Annotated in this window: 19 protein-coding genes; 11 read left to right on the top strand and 8 right to left on the bottom strand. The window is 51.3% G+C overall.

The window, feature by feature from the left end; translation table 11 throughout:
* Window positions 1-3 precede the first annotated feature (3 nt).
* The 5 genes from FH974_RS12060 to bolA all read right to left on the bottom strand — a co-directional run bounded on the left by FH974_RS12060 (window position 4) and on the right by bolA (window position 4,952).
* Complete coding sequence (locus FH974_RS12060; protein WP_047883912.1) at window positions 4-636, bottom strand: NADH:ubiquinone reductase (Na(+)-transporting) subunit D; 633 nt, start codon at window positions 634-636, stop codon at window positions 4-6.
* Entirely contained in the window at window positions 629-1,423 is a 795-nt protein-coding gene (locus FH974_RS12065; protein ID WP_047883913.1) for a Na(+)-translocating NADH-quinone reductase subunit C, read from the bottom strand. The genes FH974_RS12060 and FH974_RS12065 overlap by 8 nt, the downstream gene beginning before the upstream one ends.
* Window positions 1,413-2,657 (bottom strand): NADH:ubiquinone reductase (Na(+)-transporting) subunit B, encoded by a 1,245-nt coding sequence (locus FH974_RS12070; protein ID WP_047883914.1) that lies wholly within the window; start codon window positions 2,655-2,657, stop codon window positions 1,413-1,415. Before FH974_RS12070 ends, FH974_RS12065 begins: the two co-directional genes overlap by 11 nt.
* Window positions 2,658-2,660: 3 nt before the next feature.
* Complete coding sequence (locus tag FH974_RS12075; RefSeq protein WP_047883993.1) at window positions 2,661-4,001, bottom strand: Na(+)-translocating NADH-quinone reductase subunit A; 1,341 nt, start codon at window positions 3,999-4,001, stop codon at window positions 2,661-2,663.
* A 636-nt stretch (window positions 4,002-4,637) separates the two neighbouring features.
* Complete coding sequence (bolA, locus tag FH974_RS12080; protein ID WP_047883915.1) at window positions 4,638-4,952, bottom strand: transcriptional regulator BolA; 315 nt, start codon at window positions 4,950-4,952, stop codon at window positions 4,638-4,640.
* A 147-nt stretch (window positions 4,953-5,099) separates the two neighbouring features.
* On the opposite strand from bolA, the gene FH974_RS12085 reads away from it, so the two are divergent.
* The 9 genes from FH974_RS12085 (at window position 5,100) to FH974_RS12125 (ending at window position 13,513) form a co-directional block, all read left to right on the top strand.
* A complete protein-coding gene (locus FH974_RS12085; RefSeq protein WP_047883916.1) occupies window positions 5,100-6,230 on the top strand; it encodes a methyltransferase in 1,131 nt (376 codons plus the stop codon).
* Between the two features lie 73 nt (window positions 6,231-6,303).
* On the top strand, window positions 6,304-6,873 hold the full coding sequence (locus FH974_RS12090) for a YajG family lipoprotein (RefSeq protein WP_047883917.1): 570 nt from the start codon (window positions 6,304-6,306) through the stop codon (window positions 6,871-6,873).
* Window positions 6,873-7,427, top strand: a complete 555-nt coding sequence (locus FH974_RS12095) for a peptidylprolyl isomerase (protein ID WP_047883918.1) — start codon at window positions 6,873-6,875, stop codon at window positions 7,425-7,427. Before FH974_RS12090 ends, FH974_RS12095 begins: the two co-directional genes overlap by 1 nt.
* A gap of 47 nt (window positions 7,428-7,474) precedes the next feature.
* The gene (locus FH974_RS12100; protein WP_047883919.1) at window positions 7,475-7,837 is read left to right on the top strand and encodes a hypothetical protein; all 363 of its coding nucleotides are present in this window, start codon (window positions 7,475-7,477) and stop codon (window positions 7,835-7,837) included.
* Window positions 7,838-7,964: 127 nt separating this feature from the next.
* The gene (locus FH974_RS12105) at window positions 7,965-9,338 is read left to right on the top strand and encodes an AmpG family muropeptide MFS transporter (RefSeq protein ID WP_047883920.1); all 1,374 of its coding nucleotides are present in this window, start codon (window positions 7,965-7,967) and stop codon (window positions 9,336-9,338) included.
* Window positions 9,339-9,692: 354 nt separating this feature from the next.
* Window positions 9,693-10,523: a nucleoside-specific channel-forming Tsx family protein gene (locus FH974_RS12110; protein WP_047883921.1), complete on the top strand. Its 831-nt coding sequence runs from the start codon at window positions 9,693-9,695 to the stop codon at window positions 10,521-10,523.
* Window positions 10,524-10,975: 452 nt separating this feature from the next.
* Window positions 10,976-11,800 carry a nucleoside-specific channel-forming Tsx family protein gene (locus tag FH974_RS12115; protein WP_047883922.1) on the top strand — a complete coding sequence of 275 codons (825 nt, stop codon included), beginning with the start codon at window positions 10,976-10,978 and terminating at the stop codon, window positions 11,798-11,800.
* Between the two features lie 143 nt (window positions 11,801-11,943).
* Window positions 11,944-12,885, top strand: coding sequence for a 2-dehydropantoate 2-reductase (gene panE, locus FH974_RS12120; RefSeq protein ID WP_207103304.1), 942 nt, complete (start codon window positions 11,944-11,946; stop codon window positions 12,883-12,885).
* Window positions 12,875-13,513, top strand: coding sequence for a DJ-1 family glyoxalase III (locus tag FH974_RS12125; protein ID WP_047883924.1), 639 nt, complete (start codon window positions 12,875-12,877; stop codon window positions 13,511-13,513). The genes panE and FH974_RS12125 overlap by 11 nt, the downstream gene beginning before the upstream one ends.
* A 283-nt stretch (window positions 13,514-13,796) precedes the next feature.
* On the opposite strand, the gene thiI is transcribed toward FH974_RS12125, so the two are convergent.
* The 3 genes from thiI to pomA form a co-directional block, all read right to left on the bottom strand.
* Complete coding sequence (gene thiI / locus FH974_RS12130; RefSeq protein WP_047883925.1) at window positions 13,797-15,245, bottom strand: tRNA uracil 4-sulfurtransferase ThiI; 1,449 nt, start codon at window positions 15,243-15,245, stop codon at window positions 13,797-13,799.
* Window positions 15,246-15,532: 287 nt separating this feature from the next.
* Complete coding sequence (locus FH974_RS12135) at window positions 15,533-16,429, bottom strand: flagellar motor protein MotB (RefSeq protein ID WP_047883926.1); 897 nt, start codon at window positions 16,427-16,429, stop codon at window positions 15,533-15,535.
* A gap of 56 nt (window positions 16,430-16,485) precedes the next feature.
* Window positions 16,486-17,247, bottom strand: a complete 762-nt coding sequence (pomA, locus tag FH974_RS12140) for a flagellar motor protein PomA (protein WP_047883927.1) — start codon at window positions 17,245-17,247, stop codon at window positions 16,486-16,488.
* Between the two features lie 288 nt (window positions 17,248-17,535).
* On the opposite strand from pomA, the gene xseB reads away from it, so the two are divergent.
* Window positions 17,536-17,778: an exodeoxyribonuclease VII small subunit gene (gene xseB / locus FH974_RS12145; protein ID WP_207103306.1), complete on the top strand. Its 243-nt coding sequence runs from the start codon at window positions 17,536-17,538 to the stop codon at window positions 17,776-17,778.
* Entirely contained in the window at window positions 17,771-18,673 is a 903-nt protein-coding gene (ispA, locus tag FH974_RS12150) for a (2E,6E)-farnesyl diphosphate synthase (RefSeq protein ID WP_047883929.1), read from the top strand. Before xseB ends, ispA begins: the two co-directional genes overlap by 8 nt.
* The last annotated feature ends 8 nt before the right edge of the window (window positions 18,674-18,681 follow it).

The following is an 18,681-nucleotide window of genomic DNA, read 5'->3' on the forward strand; positions in this document are numbered from 1 at the left end:
CCCTTACTCCTTCGCTTCTACTTGTTCTGGACGGAAGGTACGGATAGTCCAGATCAGGAAACCAATCAGGAAGAAAGCAGATGGTGCCAGTAGCATAATACCGTTAGGCTGGTACCAGCCACCTTCTGAAATCAGAGGCAGAATCTGAACACCGAACAGCTTGCCTGAACCCAGCAGTTCACGGAAGAAACCAACAGTAATCAGTACGAAGCCGTAGCCCAGACCGTTACCAATACCATCCAGCAGAGATGGCAGAGGTGCTGATTTCATCGCGTATGCTTCTGCACGACCCATTACAATACAGTTAGTAATGATCAGACCAACGAATACTGAAAGCTGTTTAGAGATATCGTAAACAAATGCTTTCAGAATCTGGTCTACCACGATTACCAGAGAAGCGATGATTGCCATTTGAGCAATGATACGCACACTGTTAGGAATGTGGTTACGGATCAGCGATACGAAAAAGTTAGAAAACGCGGTAACAAACGTTACTGCCAGCGTCATTACGAACGCTGTTTCCAGTTTGGTGGTTACTGCCAGGGCAGAACAAACACCAAGGATCTGCAGAGCGATTGGGTTGTTATCAATAAACGGCCCAAACAGAACCTTTTTCATTTCTTTAGTATCAGCCATTGTTCAGGCCTCCCTCACGAATCTTCGCCAGGAACGGACCGAAGCCCATGTTACCCAACCAAAAATCGAATGTGTGCTGCACACCATTACTGGTCAGTGTTGCACCGGACAGCGCATCGACACCGTGCTCGCTACCTTCAGGAGCGCCGCCTTTTACGATGCGGATAGCAGGGTTTAATTTGTCGTCAAACAATTTCTTGCCAACGAACTGATCACGCCAATTCGGGTTCTCAACCTCACCACCCAGTCCAGGAGTTTCACCCTGTTCATAGTAAGTGATACCGGCAATAGTATTACCGTCAGTTTCAACAGCGATAAACGCGTACATCATTGACCACAGACCGTTACCATGAACAGGCAGGATCACTTTGCTGATGCCGTCGTTCGCATCTTTCACCAGGTAGATTTTCGCGATGTTTGCGCGACGAATGATCTTCGCTTTGTCATCGTCTGCACCCAGACGAATTGATTGTGCAGGATCTTTCGCTGCATCACGCTGTTTGTAGTCTGCTGGAGAAACACCGTCTTCAGACTGAGCAACAAACTCACCAGTTTCCAGGTTAACCAGCTTAGGTTCGATGAACTGCTGGTATGCTTCGCTAATGTTTGTGCCATCTTGCAGAAGACCGGCAACAGACAGGATGTTGCGCTGAACGTCAAGAACAGCATTTTTTTGCTGCATAGGACGCAGAGCAACCGCAGCTGCTGATACCACGATAGAGCACACCAGGCTCAGCGCGATAACAACAATCAGCGTTTTTTTAATGCTATCGTTATTACTTGACATGACGAGCTAGTCTCCGCTTGATGTTGCCCTGAACTACTAGGTTGTCAAATAGAGGAGCGAATAGGTTAGCAAACAGAATTGCCAGCATCATGCCCTCTGGGTACGCAGGGTTTACCACACGAACCAAAACAGCCATTACACCGATCAGTGCGCCGTACCACCACTTACCTTTGTTAGTAAAGGCAGCAGACACTGGGTCAGTGGCCATGAACATCATACCGAATGCAAAACCACCCAGAACCAGGTGCCAGTGCCATGGCATGCTGAACATTGCGTTAGTGTCAGAACCGATGATGTTGAATAGCGTCGCCGTCGCGATCATACCAATCATGGTACCGGCAATGATGCGCCATGAAGCAATGCCCATAAACACGATCATTGAACCACCAAGAATGATGAACAACGTTGAAACTTCACCAATTGAACCAGGGATACGACCGATGAATGCATCCATCCAGCTGATCGCTTCGCCAGTTACTGTGTTGATCACGCCAGCCTGACCGCCTTGTGCCCACTGGCTCAGCGCCGTTGCACCAGAGAAGCCGTCTGCCGCAGTCCACACCAGATCACCAGAGATCTGAGCTGGGTATGCGAAGAACAGGAATGCACGACCTGCCAGAGCAGGGTTCAGGAAGTTACGACCAGTACCACCAAAGATTTCTTTAGCAACAACAACACCGAAGGTAATACCCAGTGCCGCTTGCCACAGAGGCAGTGTTGGTGGAACGATCAGAGCAAACAGAATAGAAGTAACAAAGAAACCTTCGTTAACTTCGTGCTTGCGGATCATACAGAACAGGACTTCCCAGAAGCCACCTACCAGGAATACTGTTGCGTAGATAGGCAGGAAGTAGGTTGCACCCAGTAGCATTTTGCTACCCCAACCCGCGTCTGCAGACATCGTACCGCCCAGCATCTGAGTCAGCCAGTAGTGCCAGTCACCTGCCACGATAGCTGCCAGTTGCTCACCGGCGTACATGTGGTTCAGGGCAACAATCGCCTGATCACCCACGTTGTACATACCCCAGAACATGGCTGGGAATACCGCAAACCACACCATGATCATGATACGCTTCAGGTCAATGCTGTCACGTACGTGCGCACTGGTGCGTGTCACTTGGCCAGGCGTATACAAAAGTGTGGCAACTGCTTCGTACAGTGCAAACCACTTCTCGTGCTTACCACCCGGCTCAAAGTGGTGTTCAATTTGCTCGAGGAAATTCTTGAGGCTCATGAATTACCCTTCCTTCTCAATCTTGTTCAGGCACTCACGCAACAGTGGGCCGAACTCATACTTACCTGGGCATACAAAAGTACACAGTGCCAGATCTTCTTCATCCAGTTCCAGTGCACCCAGCTGCTGAGCACTATCCGAGTCACCTGCACACAGGTCACGCAGAAGCAGTGTCGGCTCAATATCAAGCGGCATTACACGCTCGTAGTTGCCGATTGGCACCATAGAACGCTCAGAACCGTTGGTTGAGGTGGTCATGTTGAACAGCTGACCAGGGAAGAACTGACTCAGGAAAGCGCGAGTGACAGAGAATTTGTTTTTGCCTGGAACAATCCAGCCAAATAGTTCTTTTTCACGACCTTCGCGAAGTGCAGAAACCTGCAGGTGGTAACGACCCAGGTACGCGTGAGGGCCAGCTGCGTGCAGACCGTTCAGCACAGAGCCAGACAGCACACGAACTTCACCAGGCATCAGCTCAGAGTCAGTCAGTTGCTCGATAGAAGCACCCAGCTGAGTACGAACCAGACGTGGAGAGTTCACAACAGGGCCTGCCAGCGATACAACGCGGTCAGTAAATAGCTCACCAGTCAGGAACAGGTTACCGAATGCGATAACGTCCTGGTAGTTGATGTGCCATGCCATGTTTTGCATGTCAGCGCCAAAAAGCATGTGAATATGCGTACCCACCAGGCCAGCAGGGTGCGGACCGTTGAACACGTGTTCTTCAACATTGGCTTCTTTAGCACGAGGAAGGCTGGCACCAGATTTACAAACCAGTACTTTACCGCTCGTCAGACGAGACAGCACAGTCAGACCGGCTACGAACGCATCGCTTTGTTCGTTGATAATGACTTCTGGATTAGCCGCTAGAGGGTTAGTATCGATGGCAGTTACGAAGATCGCCTGAGTTTCAGCGTCGATCGCAGGGATCTTGCTGAATGGACGCGTACGCAGCGCTGTCCACATACCAGACTCAACCAGCTGCTCAACAACAACTGAACGCTCTAGCTGAGCCAGTTGACCTGCTTCGTAGCTGTTGAACGTAACTTGCTCGTCGCCTTCTACGTCAATAACAACAGACTGTAGAACACGCTTTGCACCACGATTGATTTCTGCAACCTTGCCGCTGGCTGGTGCAGTGAATTTAACACCAAGATTCTTTTTGTCCTCAAAAAGAACCTGGCCTTTCTTCACTACATCCCCTACGCGGATATGCATTGTAGGACGCATACCAACATATTCTTCGCCAAGCAAGGCGACACGAGAGATGGCCTTGCCATCATTTATCGCCTGGGTAGGAGTCCCTGAAATTGGGATATCCAGACCCTTCTTTATTGTAATCATACGCACTTGCACTACATTAACGGGAAAAAAAACTTTTCATTGCGCAATTAGACACGACTTTCCTTCGTCCGATGCTGGCTCTATCCTCCGCCAGCGCCGCAACATCCTATTTACTTACTCGTCACACTTTTTGTCGCGAGTAATTTCAAGGCCGGGATTTTAGCATTAAATCAGTAGAATTTACTATGCCAAACCTCGCTAATCGGACTGAAAATCGGCTAACTCTTTAAACGCAATATGGTTATTTGACGATTAATTTGAGCTGACGCACAAAAGTGAGAAACCCTAAAATTTATCATGATTTTTTCACCCGCATCAGCCAGTTAATAAACCAACAACAAATTCAAAACACTTTCAACAGACGGGAAATATGCCGCTTCCCGAGTTGTTTCAAACTTGTCGAAATGTTAATAACTGCGGCTTCTGCTAACATCATGCATCACATTTACCTACCCTTTTGTGTTACCAGTCTGCTTGGGCAGGCAATTTACGAGATTGTATGCATATTGAACGACAATTAATGCCGCGAACCTCTAAAAATCAGCTCAAAAAAAAACCGCTGACGGCGGTTTTTTCGTTTTAAACAGATAAGCCATTCTATATCAAACAGATATGAATTTAATGACTTTTTGAATATTAGCCGAGTTTGGAACCGCCTCGGCAAGCCGGCGATGCAGGCGCCCCATCGAACAGATTTTGCCATTCACTCTGGGTGTACGTGTGAATCGCCAGTGCGTGAATATCATTGGCCAGCTCATCTGCCAGCGTGCTGTTAATGGCGCGATGACGGCCAATCAGGCGCATCCCTTCAAACTGTTCGCTGACCACAACCACTTTAAAGTGGCTTTCCGAACCTGCGGGCACATTGTGCATGTAGCTTTCGTTGACCACTTCCAGGTGAAGCGGGGAAAAAGCGTTATGCAGCTTCTCTTCAATCCGTTCCTTAATCATCTCTTACCCTCTCCTGTGGCATCAACGGCATTGCCATCCTGACAGAGCGGTTGGCCTGAATTCTTGAATCATAAAATTGGTTTGCAGTACCGGCAGGTTTTGCGAGAATACCGGTTTGTGCGTAAACATACCGTAAAGTAATCATTAATGAAACCAGAGCTGACCCTACACGGACGGACGCTGACCTTACAGCGCTACCCGGTAAGGAATAAAGAGACCCTGCAGGCATGGGATGCGGCAGATGAATACCTCATCAACCATATCACGGAGAGCGACATTACGCTGGATCCGGCGCGCCCTGTTCTGATCATGAACGACAGCTTTGGCGCACTGACCTGTTGGTTTGCCGCACAGAGCCCAGTCTGCTCCATGACGGACTCCCACATTGCCAAGCTGGCTACCGAGGCTAACCTGGCAGACAACCAGCTACCCTCCGTGACCGTTACAGACTGCTTGGCTGACTTGCCGGCGAACCCGCAGTTGGTTCTGCTCAAACTACCCAAAAGCAATCGCCTGCTGGTCTGGCAGCTGCAGCAACTGTGCCAGCATCTGCCAGCTGACTGCATCGTGATCGCGGCAGCCAAAGCCAAAGAGATTCACACCTCGACCCTGAAGCTTTTTGAAAAACACCTGGGCGAGACCAAAACGTCTCTGGCGGTGAAAAAGGCTCGTCTGATTTTTTGCCAGCCCGATGTGAGTCAGGCGGCACCGCTTCCGCCTCCCCTGACATGGGACGTGCCGGAGCACAACCTCACCCTGACCAACCATGCCAATGTTTTCTCTGGGGACAGCCTCGATATCGGCGCACGCCTGCTGCTGGAACATATTCCGGCAAACCCTGTCTACAAGGATATTATTGATCTTGGCTGTGGAAACGGCGTAATTGGGATCAAGGCCGCTCAGCTAAATCCGCAGGCAACGGTCACCTGTATTGATGAAAGCTATATGGCAGTGGCGTCGTGCCGGGAGAATGCAGACCGTAATCTGGATAATCCCGCGCAACTGATCGCGAAAGTAAATAACTGTCTGGACGATTTTCCGGCTGACAGTGCCGATCTGGTACTGTGTAATCCACCGTTCCACCAGCAGAATACGATCACCGATCACATTGCCTGGCAGATGTTCCGCGATGCCCGTCATACCCTGCGAAACCAAGGGGCGCTGATCGTGATTGGTAACCGCCACCTGGGCTACGGTGAAAAACTGAAGCGCCTGTTCGGCAACGTCAGTGTCGTGGCGCAAAATAATAAATTTGTGATTTATCAGTCAGTCAAATAACAATAATTTCTACACTTTACTTTTTGCGGGTGCCTGCGAACGGCAGCCATCCCGAGAGATTAAGGAAAATACAATGAAAAAACTGCTTCTTGCGGCCTCTATCATGGCACTCACGGCTTGCTCAGCGCCAACAGAACCTCAGCTGAACATTAACCCAGAGCCAGTCCTGGCATCGCAACCGGTTGTCAAAGGAAAAGCACTGGCTGTTGACAGCCGCGACCTGCGTCCGGCGCAATTTGTGGCCGTTGTCGACAATGGCGAGAAGAGTGTGCAGCCGCTGCACGCCAAACAAAACCTGCGTCTGGTCATGCAAGATGCCCTGACCCGCCAGTTCGGTGCGCAGGGTTACACCATTGACAATCAGAGCCAGAGCAAGCTGCGTCTGGATATTCTGGAAGCCATGGTGAACGTAAAAGACGGCATGATGAGCCATGATCTGAGCAGCAAGCTGCAAATCCAGCTGGTTGTTGAGTCGCCGAAGGGCAAATTTGTGAAGCGCTACTCCGGCAAATCAGCACGCAGCGGAGCGATGAGCGCATCGGTGGAGAAAATGGAAGAAGCCATGAATAACCTGATCGGCGCCGTGCTGAAAGACATCTACGCGGATCCGGAGCTGAATACTTACCTGCAGGAGAACCTGTAATGTCCCGCAGTCTGTTTGCCCTGCTGCTGGCACTGGCGTTACCGGTCAGTGCGGCTACCCAGGTCCAGTTCAGCACCAGCCAGGGCGAGTTCGTGGTGGAGCTTAACGAGGAAAAAGCCCCGGTCACCAGCCAGAACTTTCTGCGTTATGTGGAAGACGGCAGCTATGTCGGCACCGTTTTTCACCGTGTGATACCCGGTTTTATGGCACAGGGCGGCGGCTTTGATAAAGAACTGGCGATGCATCCGACCTACGCCCCGATTCAGAACGAATCAGGTAATGGTCTGAGTAATGACCGCGCCACCATTGCCATGGCCCGCACCCAGGCACCAGACTCGGCAACGCGCCAGTTCTACATTAATTACAGTGATAATCGCTTCCTGAACGCCCGTGGTAACCGTCCCGGTTACGCGGTATTTGGCAAAGTTGTGAAGGGGTTCTCAGTTATTGAAAAAATGGCTGAAATTCCTACCCATACCGTTCGCTCCAAGGGTATGAAAGATGTGCCCCAGCAGCCTATAGTTATTACAGCTGTAAAAATTCTTAATAAATAGACATAGGCAATGTCACCTGATCATTGCCCTATGATCAGGTGACTGCCATGCTCAAGATTGTCTCCTCCCGTCCCGAGCTACCGACCGAACAAATCAGTCAGCATATCGACGATTATGCTCCCGCCATTGCGCTGTGCGCGCTGGGAACCATCAGTGGCGAGGTGAGCTACGAGTCGATGAAAAAAACCGTCACCGAACACCTGCATGACTGGTGGAAACTGTCAGTCCCATCCGGCACGCCCAAAGATGGCTACGAGTCTACCTACTGGTATCTGGTTCATCTGCTGGAATCACTGGAAGAACATGAATTACTTGGAAATAACTTCATGCAGTTCAAAGTCTCGTGCGCAGCACAATACCTGCTCGGACTGACTGAGCGTCAGGACAAAATGCAGGGCATACGCCCCTAGTCTACCGCCTTACATCAACGCTTTTATGCCCGTTTCTCTCCTGTTTTTACCATCTATTAACTGAAGTCTTCCCCCAATTGACCGTATAATCAGCGGATGTCGACGTGTTTACAGAACTGAGGGGTACATGGAGCAATCAATCGACAACAGCAAAAATATAGGGTGGCGCGTCTACCTTAACCGCAAAGTGCTCATCATGCTGGCGCTGGGATTCTCGTCCGGCCTGCCGCTCCTGCTGGTCTTTGGTACACTCTCTTTCTGGTTACGCGAGGCTGAGGTCAGCCGGACCGATATAGGCTTTTTCAGCTGGGTGGCGCTGGCCTACGGCTTTAAATGGATCTGGTCTCCCCTGATCGACCGCTTCCCGATTCCCGTTCTGTCATCGCTGTTGGGACGCCGCCGTGGCTGGATGATCTTTTCTCAGCTGATGATCGTTCTCTCTTTGCTCGGGATGGCAGTCAGCAACCCACAGGCTGACCTGATGCAGCTAGCCATTTTTGCTGTCATTGTTGCCTTTTCGTCGGCCTCACAGGATATCGTGATCGATGCCTACCGCATCGAGATGGCCACCGAACGGCTGCAGGCGGCGCTGGCCGCCGCTTACATGACCGGATACCGTCTCGCGATGATCATGGCCGGTGCTGGTGCCCTGGCTCTGGCCGCCTGGTTTGGCTCCAATAGCGAGTATGACCCGGTGGGCTGGCAGTCGGCCTATTTCATCATGGCCGGCCTGATGCTCATTGGCCTGATTACCGCGTTGTGTATCCATGAACCAAACATTGACAGTTCCGCGATTGATAATGCCGAGCGCGCCCATCGCCAAAAGTTGCTAGAGAAAGGGCTGTCCCGCTGGCAGGCTCGTTTACTGGCCTGGTTCTATACCGCCGCTGTAATGCCGTTCAAAGACTTTTTTGACCGTTACGGCAAACAAGCCCTGCTGCTACTGGTTTTGATTGGCTGTTACCGAATTTCTGATGTGGTCATGGGTGTCATGGCCAATGCGTTTTATGTGGATATGGGCTTTACCAAAACCGAAGTTGCCTCTGTGTCTAAAATTTACGGGGTCATCATGACGCTCGCCGGAGCCGGGCTCGGCGGTATTCTGGTCAGTCGCTATTCGACCCTGCGGATTCTGGCGCTCGGCGCGATTCTGTCGGCGGTGACGAACCTTGCGTTTATGTTGTTCACCTACATTGGCAACAGCCTGCCAATGCTGACACTGGTTATCTCGCTCGACAACCTGAGTGCCGGTATCGCAACCGCGGCATTTATCACTTTCATGTCGAGCCTGACCAATGTGGCTTTCTCAGCCACTCAGTATGCGCTGTTTAGTTCCATCATGCTGCTGTTCCCGAAATTCATTGCCGGCTTTTCCGGCATGTATGTAGACATGTTCGGATACAACACCTTTTTCTTCACCACCGCTTTGATTGGCTTACCGGTACTGCTGCTGATTTCACGGGTCGGTAAACTGAGCCATCCGCTCACCGAGCAGAGCTAGCTAACACTGCTCGCGTCTCGTCGCACCGTTTTGTGGAGGTATTCTGTTGAGCAGTATGGCCTCCTTTTCTCACTCCCTCTGTTATTCCACAAATTCCTCCTCTAAGTGGAGCGGCTTAGAGGAGCCAATTCACACTTAGTTCAGAAAATCAGCGGAAAATCACACTAAAAACCGGCATAAGATCACCCTTTACCGAATTTGAAATCGATTACACCCGATCAAGATCACAACTAGCAAAGGATTGCGCAATCGTTACATTCACAACAGTGACGCAAAGCAATAGAATCACCGCCAACAAAACACGGACAACAAAAAAGTCCGGATTTCAGAGACACAATTAGCGAGAGTTCACCCATGCGTAAATCACTAGTAGCACTGAGCGTGCTGGCTGCAACTGCCCTGCCAGCTGTTGTTAACGCCGCAGATTATTCTGACGACATCCACAAAAACGATTACAGCTGGGCTCAATTCAACCTGATGTATACAGTTGATGAGCTACCAGGTGAATCTAGCCACGATTACCTGGAAATGGAATTTGGCGGCCGCTCTGGTATTTTCGACCTGTACGGTTACGTTGATGTGTTCAACCTGACCAGCGATCCTGACAGCGACAAAGCAGGTGCGGACAAAATTTTCATGAAATTTGCGCCTCGTATCTCTCTGGACGCAGTAACGGGTAAAGACCTGTCTTTCGGACCAGTTCAGGAACTGTACCTGGCGACGCTGATGGAATGGGGCGGTGGCGGTGCAACTAACTGCAACGAAGACAGAACAGTATGCCTTCCAGGTGAAACAACAAACTCACAAAAAGTCGGTCTGGGTTCTGATGTAAACCTGCCATGGTTCGGTAAAGTTGGCCTGAACCTGTACGCTACTTACGACTCAAACAAAAAAGACTGGAACGGTTACCAGATTTCTACCAACTGGTTCAAACCATTCTACTTCTTTGACAACGGCAGCTTCATTTCCTACCAGGGTTACATCGATTACCAATTTGGTATGAAAGATGAGTACGCAACCGCAAGTAACGGCGGCGCAATGTTCAACGGTATCTACTGGCATTCTGACCGTTACGCGGTAGGTTACGGCCTGAAGCTGTACAAAGATATTTACGGCATTAAAGATTCAAACGACTTCAAGTCGACCGGCGCAGGCCACTACTTCAGCGTTACTTACAAGTTCTAATCTTGTCGTCTGAATTGAATGAACAAAAAAAGCACCTTCGGGTGCTTTTTTGTCTTTTGGCCACAAACATCCCCACTTTTTCCTCATTATCTCAATCTTAAGAGAAGAATTTTTTCCGAGACATGAGCATGCAATTTATTCATTTTTCTCACTTTTCTTTGATAGTCTTGCCTGTCGCATTGCTCGACATCACCTTTTACCTAAGACTCGTCTCCCAAAGTTAAGAAATTCTCCTAGCCTTAATATGATGAGGCAAATCATGCTCCCCCCAATGCAGCGGTAAAAGCAGTGCAGTAATACCAGTCGTGCAGCATTACAAGCCGTAGACCCGTTTGCCCGTCACACAAACCTTTCACCATAAAAGCAGTGGTCAATAATCTGTACCTTTTTAGCGATCTCAGGTGGTGGTGAAAGTGAATAAGCAATGGCACTTAGGCTAGCGAGATACCATCATGCATAAATATTTAACTCACTTGGCACTGGGATCAGCAGCATTGTTCAGCGGTCATAGCCTTGCTGCTGACTACTCTGATGATATCCATAAAAATGATTATAAGTGGTTTCAATTCAACCTGATGTACGCGCTTGAGGAGTATCCCCGCAACGACAGCGATCACAGCGGGCACGACTATCTTGAGATGGAATTTGGTGGCCGCTCAGGGATTTTTGACCTGTATGGCTACATTGACGTTTTCAACCTCACGGAACACGACGGCAGCGACAAAAACGGCCGCCCCAAAATGTTCATGAAATTCAGCCCCCGCCTGTCGCTGGATGCCATGACCGGAAAAGACCTTTCTTTTGGCCCGGTTCAGGAACTCTATCTGGCAACTCTTTTTAACTGGGATGGCGGCTACGATCGCACCGGTTTTCAGGGCGTCAACAACTCCTTCTGGGGGATCGGCTCAGATGTGCAGGTGCCTTGGTTTGGCAAAGTAGGGATGAACCTCTACGCCCTTTACGATATCAACGCTAAAGACTGGAACGGGTATCAGTTTTCGACCAACTGGTTCAAACCTTTCTATACCTTTTCCAACGGCAGCTTTGTCGCCTACCAAGGGTACATTGACTACCAGTTTGGGGCAGACAGTACGTTCAAAGGCAATCATCAGGCCAACCATGGCGGCACCATGTTTAATGGCTTGTACTGGCACTCTGACCGTTATTCTGTCGGCTATGGTCTGAAACTGTTCTATGACGTTTACCTGATTGATGACTCCGATGCACTCGAGTCCACCGGCCCCAGCCACTACTTCTCCGTCACCTACAAGTTCTGAAGTTCCGCCGCCTTCGGGCGGCGGCTTCACCTCTCGGCAAGCCCTAATGGAATGGGCGCCAGCGATGCTGGAACCATGTTATGATCCTGCTTTCTCTCAACCCGATCACCTTCCGGGATGATCATCGATAGCAAGGACAGCAGGTGAAAATTACCCTTGTAGGCGCAGGTGCCATTGGCCAACTGTGGGGATGCCAACTTGAACCGAACCATTCAGTTCAGTTCTGGACGCGCCGCTCTGAACCTTTCCTCGATATAGACTACACCGCGCTGGAGCCAGCCTGCAGCCGCCGTATTCGAATAGATGCCAACAATCCCAACGCGCTCAGCCAGGCAGACATGGTGCTGATTACCGTCAAAGCTTTTCAGGTCGAAGCAGCGCTGGACAGCATACTGCCGCATCTTTCCCCGACCACGCCAGTGATTATTATGCACAACGGCATGGGCACACACAGCCTTGTGCTTCGCCGCTTGGTAGAAGAAAACCGCCCTCAGCAGCCGGTGCTTTATGCAACAACCTCACAGGCCTCTTTCCGACCGGGCCATTCTCAGGAACAATCACAGGGCGATTCACCTCTTCAGCATACCGGCAGGGGGCAAAGCTGGATCGGTGCGGTCAATGACGCCGGGAAATGCCATGCTGAGCTGGCCGCGGTACTGGATAATGCGCTGGCTCCCTGTCAGTGGCATGATGATATTTTTGTCCCCCTCTGGCAAAAGCTCGCGATCAATTGCGCGATCAACCCGCTGACCGCAATGCATCAGTGTCGTAACGGTGAACTGGCGGCACCACAATTTTCCGGAGCACTGGACAGCATCTGCCAGGAAGTGGCGGCGGTAATGAACGCCGAAGGGTATCCGACCAGTGCCAACACCCTGCGCCAGCAGGTCGAGAATGTCATTCTGGCAACCGCGGCCAATTACTCATCGATGAACCGGGATATTCACCACCACAGGCCGACAGAAATCGACTATATTACCGGGTATCTTGTTCGACGCGCACAGGCGCACCAACTGGCCGTACCGACCAACCTTGGCCTGTGGCAACACATAAAACGATTGGAGCAACACGACCATGACCAATGACCACTCCCAGCCACGTCCGATCCGGGTCGCTGTCTGTATCGCCCCCGGCACCGAAGAGATGGAAGCCATCAACGCCATCGATATTCTGATCCGGGCGGGATTTGATGTGACAACCGCCAGCGTTGACTCAGACGGCGCGCTGATGATGGAAGGCTCGCGCGGTATCAAGCTGGTCGCCGACGTCCCCCTGGTCCAAATTGCCGATGAGCCGTTTGACTGTGTCGTCCTGCCGGGCGGCCTTGGTGGCGCCGAGTATTTCCGTGACAGCCCGTTGCTGCTGGAGTTCGTGCGACAGCACAAGTATGACGGCAAGCTGGTCGCCGCCATTTGTGCCACGCCGGCTGTCTTTCTTGAGCACCATCAGGTCTATCCTAATGCCCTGATGACCTCGCACCCGGCTTTTCTGGATACCATCCCGGCCTCGCGCCGCCGCTCCAGACGGGTCACTTTTGATGTGAACAATAACCTGCTGACCAGCCAGGGACCGGGGACCTCACAGGAATTTGCACTGGAGATCATTACCCGGCTGGCCGGCAAACGGAAAGCCGCTGAAGTCGCCGAGCCGATGGTCATGTGGCCGCACATGAATTATGACGTGATGCCGAAAAACGAGTCGACCTCATCGTGAGTCTCTGTGTCCGGTAATGAACCTGCGACATCCTGCCCTTCTGCCTGTGCGTCTGCCATTGCAAAAGTGTTGGCGATAGGATTGACGAAAGTCTTTACGGCAAGCCAATAAAAACGGGAGCCCTTGGGCTCCCGTTTTCTATGTCATGCTGTTCAGTTCAGCGATTCTCAGTTCCAGCCCTTTTAGTTACAACACCAGTAGTTACAACACCAGACTTTGAAGATCTGGGCGGGCGGTATTTGAATCTGAACCGTTCTCAGCACCTTGCCTTTGAATCGCCTGATTACGGGCGGTAAACCTTGACGTTTTCGAAGCCATTTTCTTTCAGGTACAGCGCCTGAAGACGGCTCATCACACCACGGTCACAGTACAGCAGATACGTTTTATCTTGCGGCAGATCGCCGAACTGCGTAGCCAGTTTGTAGAACGGCAGGTGCTTCACCTCTACGTTATCCAGCTCCAGCGGGTTTTCGTCTTCTTCGTCCGGGCTGCGGATATCCAGCACTATCGCGCCATCATCAATCTGAGCAACCAACTCGATTTCCGGCGCTTTTTCCTGGCTTTCTTTTTCGATATCACGAATGTCCATCACTCGAGCCTCTGATACCACACGCTCAAGAATAGTGAAGTCAAATTTGGCTTCTTCTGCTTCCAGCTTCTCTTTAACCGCTTTTACCGTCGGACTCTTAGAAATCACACCACAGAATTCAGGCATCGTCTTGGCGAAATCTTCGGTGCCAATATCACGCGCCACATTGATGATGTCTTCTTTGTCCCAGTTGATCAGCGGTCGCAAAATCAGCGTATCCGTTACGCCATCAATGTGACGCAGGTTGGTCAGGGTCTGGCTGGATACCTGACCCAGCGCTTCACCAGTCACCAGCGCTTGAATGCCGAAACGTTCAGCTACCATACCGGCCGCACGCATGAACATACGCTTGAGCACAACGCCCATCTGGCCGTCAGCAATGTTTTCCAGGATTTCAGCAACGACCGGTTCGAAATCAATAGCGATGAACCGCACTTTCGCAGACGAGCCGTATTTCTTCCACAGGAAGTTGGAGACCTGCTTGACACCAATTTCGTGCGCCGGACCACCCAGGTTGAAGAAACAGTAGTGCACTTTACTGCCGCGCTTAATGTGCAGATAGCTGGACACGCCTGAGTCAAAGCCACCGGAAATCAGGCTCAGAACATCTTCCTGCGTTCCCAGAGGGAAACCGCCCAGACCTTTGTGGCGCGCCAGAATCTGGTTCAGTTTGTCGTGATCCACTTCCACACGCACAGTGATGTCAGGATCTTTCAATTTCACTGAAGCCGACGCCACCGCCTGATTCAGACCGCCACCGACATAACGCTCCAGCTCAATCGAGGTAAAGTCGTGCTTACCGATTCGTTTCGCACGGACACAGAACGTTTTGCCTTCCAACTGGTCACGGACGTGTTCCAGTGTCTGCTCGTAAATATCGTGCAGGTCAGTAAACTCAGTCTGTTTGACTTCCAGTACGTGGTGAATACCCGGCGTCTGGGTCAGCACGGCCAGCACCTGATCACGCAAGCTGTCATCCTTCGAGGATACTTCAATGTGACTACGACGGTTGTACACCGCCATGGAGTCGGACAGACGCTGAAGGATAATGCGAATGTTACATTCCAGGATCTTTGTAAAGCGTTTTCGTACAGACTCACTCTTTACGAAAATCTCCGGATGGGGTTTAACAATAAATTTCATAACACGCTTCGCTACACTGGGCCAAACAAAACCAAAAGGATCAAAGGCGCGGATTATACCGCATGCAGGCAGTGGCTGAAAACAGGACGTTGTATTTAACCAGGTGCAATTACCTCCTGATGCAATTACCTATAGTGTAGGCACATTTTCTGGCCGCGTAGATAATCCGCCATTTTCCTGCTGTCGGTGAAACGCACCAAGAAAAAAGCCGCCCGGTCAATTCCGGGCGGCTGAGAGTAGTTGACGCGGCGTTCCTGTCGTACAAACAACAGGAAAATCGTTACCCGTCAGGGCTGTGCCTGCGCCTTGCCAGCTGCGTCTTGCGAGGAAATTTCATCGGTAAAATGCGGTTTCCCCTGCATGATAGAAATTTCAACCCGGCGGTTGGCCTTACGCTCTTCTTCCGTGCGGTTGCCGTTCAGCGGTTGAGTATCAGCCAGGCCGACAACTCGCAGGCGCCTGTGGTCGAAGCCCTCCACTTTTTCCATCTCTTGCGCCACAGACACCGCGCGCTGGGCAGACAGATCCCAATTCGAGCGATACAGCTCAGAATCCAGTTTTACATTGTCGGTGTGGCCGGTCACCCGCACATCGCCGGGAATGTCTTTCACTAAATCCGCAACTTGCCGAACCAGCGGACGGAATTTAGGTTGCAGGAAAGCAGAACCTTCAGGGAACGCACCTTTTTCCTTAATCCGGATCACGACCTGCTGCCCCAGGTTTTCCACTTCGATTGCGCCTTCCTCAATTTCCCGATCCAGCGCCTGCTGAAGTACCTCCATCAGTTGCTCTTGCGCTTCCGATGAAGGATCTTCGCTACTCTGCTCATCTTTTGCGGCAACGTCTGCACTGTGGCCACCGGTTAACTTGCCGGCTTCACGCTGAGTGCCACCGGCCCGATCCGACTCCCCTTCATGAAAATCCAGGGTACGCTGGGTCATGTCGATGGTCTGCTGCATGATCACTTCAATCGGCGTGGGCTCCGGACGACCGGGACGAAACTCCTGGGCAATCACACTGGTCCCTTTTGGGATGTCTTTGACTTCAAGCATGTTCTGTACCCCGAAAGCAAACTTCATGGAACCGGCAATCTGCTTGAATTTCAGCACATCCATTTCAGAAAATGACAACAACAGTACAAAAAAACACATCAGCAGCGACATCAGGTCAGCAAAGGTTCCCATCCACTGCGGCAACCCAGGCGGGGGACACTTATGTTCTTCTTCCACGCTCGCTCCCCTTACTCATCCGCATTAATGGAACGCTTCTTCTCGTTGAGGTAGTTTTTCAGGTAACCGTCAATCACCCGCGGGTTCTGACCATCCTGAATCGCCAGCACCCCATCGAGGATCAGACGGCGGTTGAGTTTTTCCTCATCTTTGCGCAGCGCAAGCTTGGCGGCAATCGGTAGCATTACCATGTTGGCCAGAATGGCACCGTACAGGGTTGTCAGCAAGGCTACGGCCATGGCCGGACCGATAGCTTTCGGGTCATCCATGTTTGACAGCATCGCCACCAGACCAATCAGGGTGCCGATCATCCCCATCGCCGGGGCAACATCCCCCAGAGCCTTGAAAATGCTGATGCCCTGTTCATGACGCTCATTGGTCAGCGCAATGTCTTTTTGTAGCGTTGCCCGCACCACGTCGGCATCATGGCCGTCAACCAGCAAGTCGATCCCTTTCCGCAGGAAAGTGTTTTCCACGTCCATCTCTTCCAGCGCCAGAAAACCGCCCTTACGCGCAGCATCCGCCATCTCGACGATTTTCGCGATCAAATCTTCCGGGTTGTCGGTTTTAAACATGAAGGCTTTGGCGGCAATTTTAGCGGCACCGAAGAACTGCCCGATGCTGTACTGCATCAATGCAACAAATAACGAACCACAAAATACGATCAGGATGGACTGGGTATCCACAAACATCCCGAAACTGCCCCCGAGCACCATCGCCATGATGACAAAGGCAAAAGAGCCGACTAATCCGATTAGGGTCGCCAAATCCACTTGAGAATCTCCAATTCTTTCATTTGCTCGCGAGTTAACGTGGCCTATTGTAGCCAGCCACTGCTCGGTTTCATAGTTCGGTGACTGACGGAACGCCTGCCGTTCACGATTTTTGGCATCGCTATATCACACTGTTTGTGGGTATATATCGGCATGATGGCACTTTGATTTAGCTTTTCTTGGGAAAAGGTGAAAATTACTGTCTGTCACACAGTTTACTGTGCGATAATTTGACCCGGATAAAGCTCTACGTTATTTTTCGAGCACTTAAAAAGAAACGACACCATTATGGCAGCCAAAAAACCAGAAAATATGGCTTTCGAAGCCGCACTGGATGAACTGGACGCAATTGTTCAGGAGCTCGAATCCGGTGATATCGCGCTGGAAGATGCGCTGAAGAAATTTGAACGCGGCATTGCGCTTGCCCGTACCAGCCAGCAGAAGCTGACTCAGGCAGAACAACGCGTAGAAATTCTGCTGCAAGCCGATGACCAGGCTCCCCTGACCAACTTTGATGCAAGCCATGAATAACAAGCTTTCACTGGCGCAATCCCTGCAGTTTTACCAAGAGCGAAATATTCAGCAGCTCGGCCAATGGATTGACGCACAACCTTATGCTGAACACTCTCTGATCAAGGCGATGAAGCACGGCACCCTGCTGGGTGGCAAACGAGCTCGCCCGTTCCTGACGTATGTCACCGGTGAAATGCTGGGTGCCCAGACGACGGACCTTGATACCCCAGCCGCAGCAGTTGAATGCATTCATGCCTATTCGTTGATCCACGACGATTTACCAGCCATGGATGACGATAACCTGCGTCGCGGCCAGCCGACCTGCCATATCGCTTTCGATGAAGCGACCGCCATTTTGGCCGGTGATGCCCTGCAGACTCTGGCGTTCGACATTCTGTCCTCCGGCCCACTCAGCGCCGATGGGGAAACGAACCGTGTCGCAATGATTCAGGAGCTGGCGAAAGCCTCTGGCTCACAAGGCATGTGTCTGGGTCAGGCGCTGGATCTGGAAGCCGAAGGCAAGCATGTCGGCCTTGAACAACTAGAAACCATCCACCGCCATAAAACCGGAGCCCTGATCCGCTGTGCGATCCGCATGGGCGCGCTGGCAGCCGGTGAAAAAGGGCGTGCCGTACTCCCTCAGCTGAACCAGTATGCCGACGCAATTGGGTTGGCCTTTCAAGTGCAAGACGATATTCTTGACGTCATTAGCGATACCGCCACCCTCGGCAAGCCGCAGGGCTCTGATATCGAGCTAGACAAAAGTACCTATCCTGCTCTTCTCGGGTTGGATGGCGCCAAGGCAAAAGCGCATCAGCTGTATGAACAGGCGCTACACGCGCTGGACGCGATACCCTACAATACAGACCAACTAGAAGTTTTTGCCCGATACGTCATCGAGCGCAATAACTAAAATAAGCG

The organism is Photobacterium ganghwense (assembly GCF_017329545.1).
GTDB lineage: Bacteria > Pseudomonadota > Gammaproteobacteria > Enterobacterales > Vibrionaceae > Photobacterium > Photobacterium ganghwense.

Coding starts and splice junctions, on each gene's coding strand:
- FH974_RS12060 (WP_047883912.1), bottom strand. CDS start 636: ATGGCTGATACTAAAGAAATGAAAAAGGTTCTGTTTGGGCCGTTTATT.
- FH974_RS12065 (WP_047883913.1), bottom strand. CDS start 1,423: ATGTCAAGTAATAACGATAGCATTAAAAAAACGCTGATTGTTGTTATC.
- FH974_RS12070 (WP_047883914.1), bottom strand. CDS start 2,657: ATGAGCCTCAAGAATTTCCTCGAGCAAATTGAACACCACTTTGAGCCG.
- FH974_RS12075 (WP_047883993.1), bottom strand. CDS start 4,001: ATGATTACAATAAAGAAGGGTCTGGATATCCCAATTTCAGGGACTCCT.
- bolA (WP_047883915.1), bottom strand. CDS start 4,952: ATGATTAAGGAACGGATTGAAGAGAAGCTGCATAACGCTTTTTCCCCG.
- FH974_RS12085 (WP_047883916.1), top strand. CDS start 5,100: ATGAAACCAGAGCTGACCCTACACGGACGGACGCTGACCTTACAGCGC.
- FH974_RS12090 (WP_047883917.1), top strand. CDS start 6,304: ATGAAAAAACTGCTTCTTGCGGCCTCTATCATGGCACTCACGGCTTGC.
- FH974_RS12095 (WP_047883918.1), top strand. CDS start 6,873: ATGTCCCGCAGTCTGTTTGCCCTGCTGCTGGCACTGGCGTTACCGGTC.
- FH974_RS12100 (WP_047883919.1), top strand. CDS start 7,475: ATGCTCAAGATTGTCTCCTCCCGTCCCGAGCTACCGACCGAACAAATC.
- FH974_RS12105 (WP_047883920.1), top strand. CDS start 7,965: ATGGAGCAATCAATCGACAACAGCAAAAATATAGGGTGGCGCGTCTAC.
- FH974_RS12110 (WP_047883921.1), top strand. CDS start 9,693: ATGCGTAAATCACTAGTAGCACTGAGCGTGCTGGCTGCAACTGCCCTG.
- FH974_RS12115 (WP_047883922.1), top strand. CDS start 10,976: ATGCATAAATATTTAACTCACTTGGCACTGGGATCAGCAGCATTGTTC.
- FH974_RS12125 (WP_047883924.1), top strand. CDS start 12,875: ATGACCAATGACCACTCCCAGCCACGTCCGATCCGGGTCGCTGTCTGT.
- thiI (WP_047883925.1), bottom strand. CDS start 15,245: ATGAAATTTATTGTTAAACCCCATCCGGAGATTTTCGTAAAGAGTGAG.
- FH974_RS12135 (WP_047883926.1), bottom strand. CDS start 16,429: ATGGGAACCTTTGCTGACCTGATGTCGCTGCTGATGTGTTTTTTTGTA.
- xseB (WP_207103306.1), top strand. CDS start 17,536: ATGGCAGCCAAAAAACCAGAAAATATGGCTTTCGAAGCCGCACTGGAT.
- ispA (WP_047883929.1), top strand. CDS start 17,771: ATGAATAACAAGCTTTCACTGGCGCAATCCCTGCAGTTTTACCAAGAG.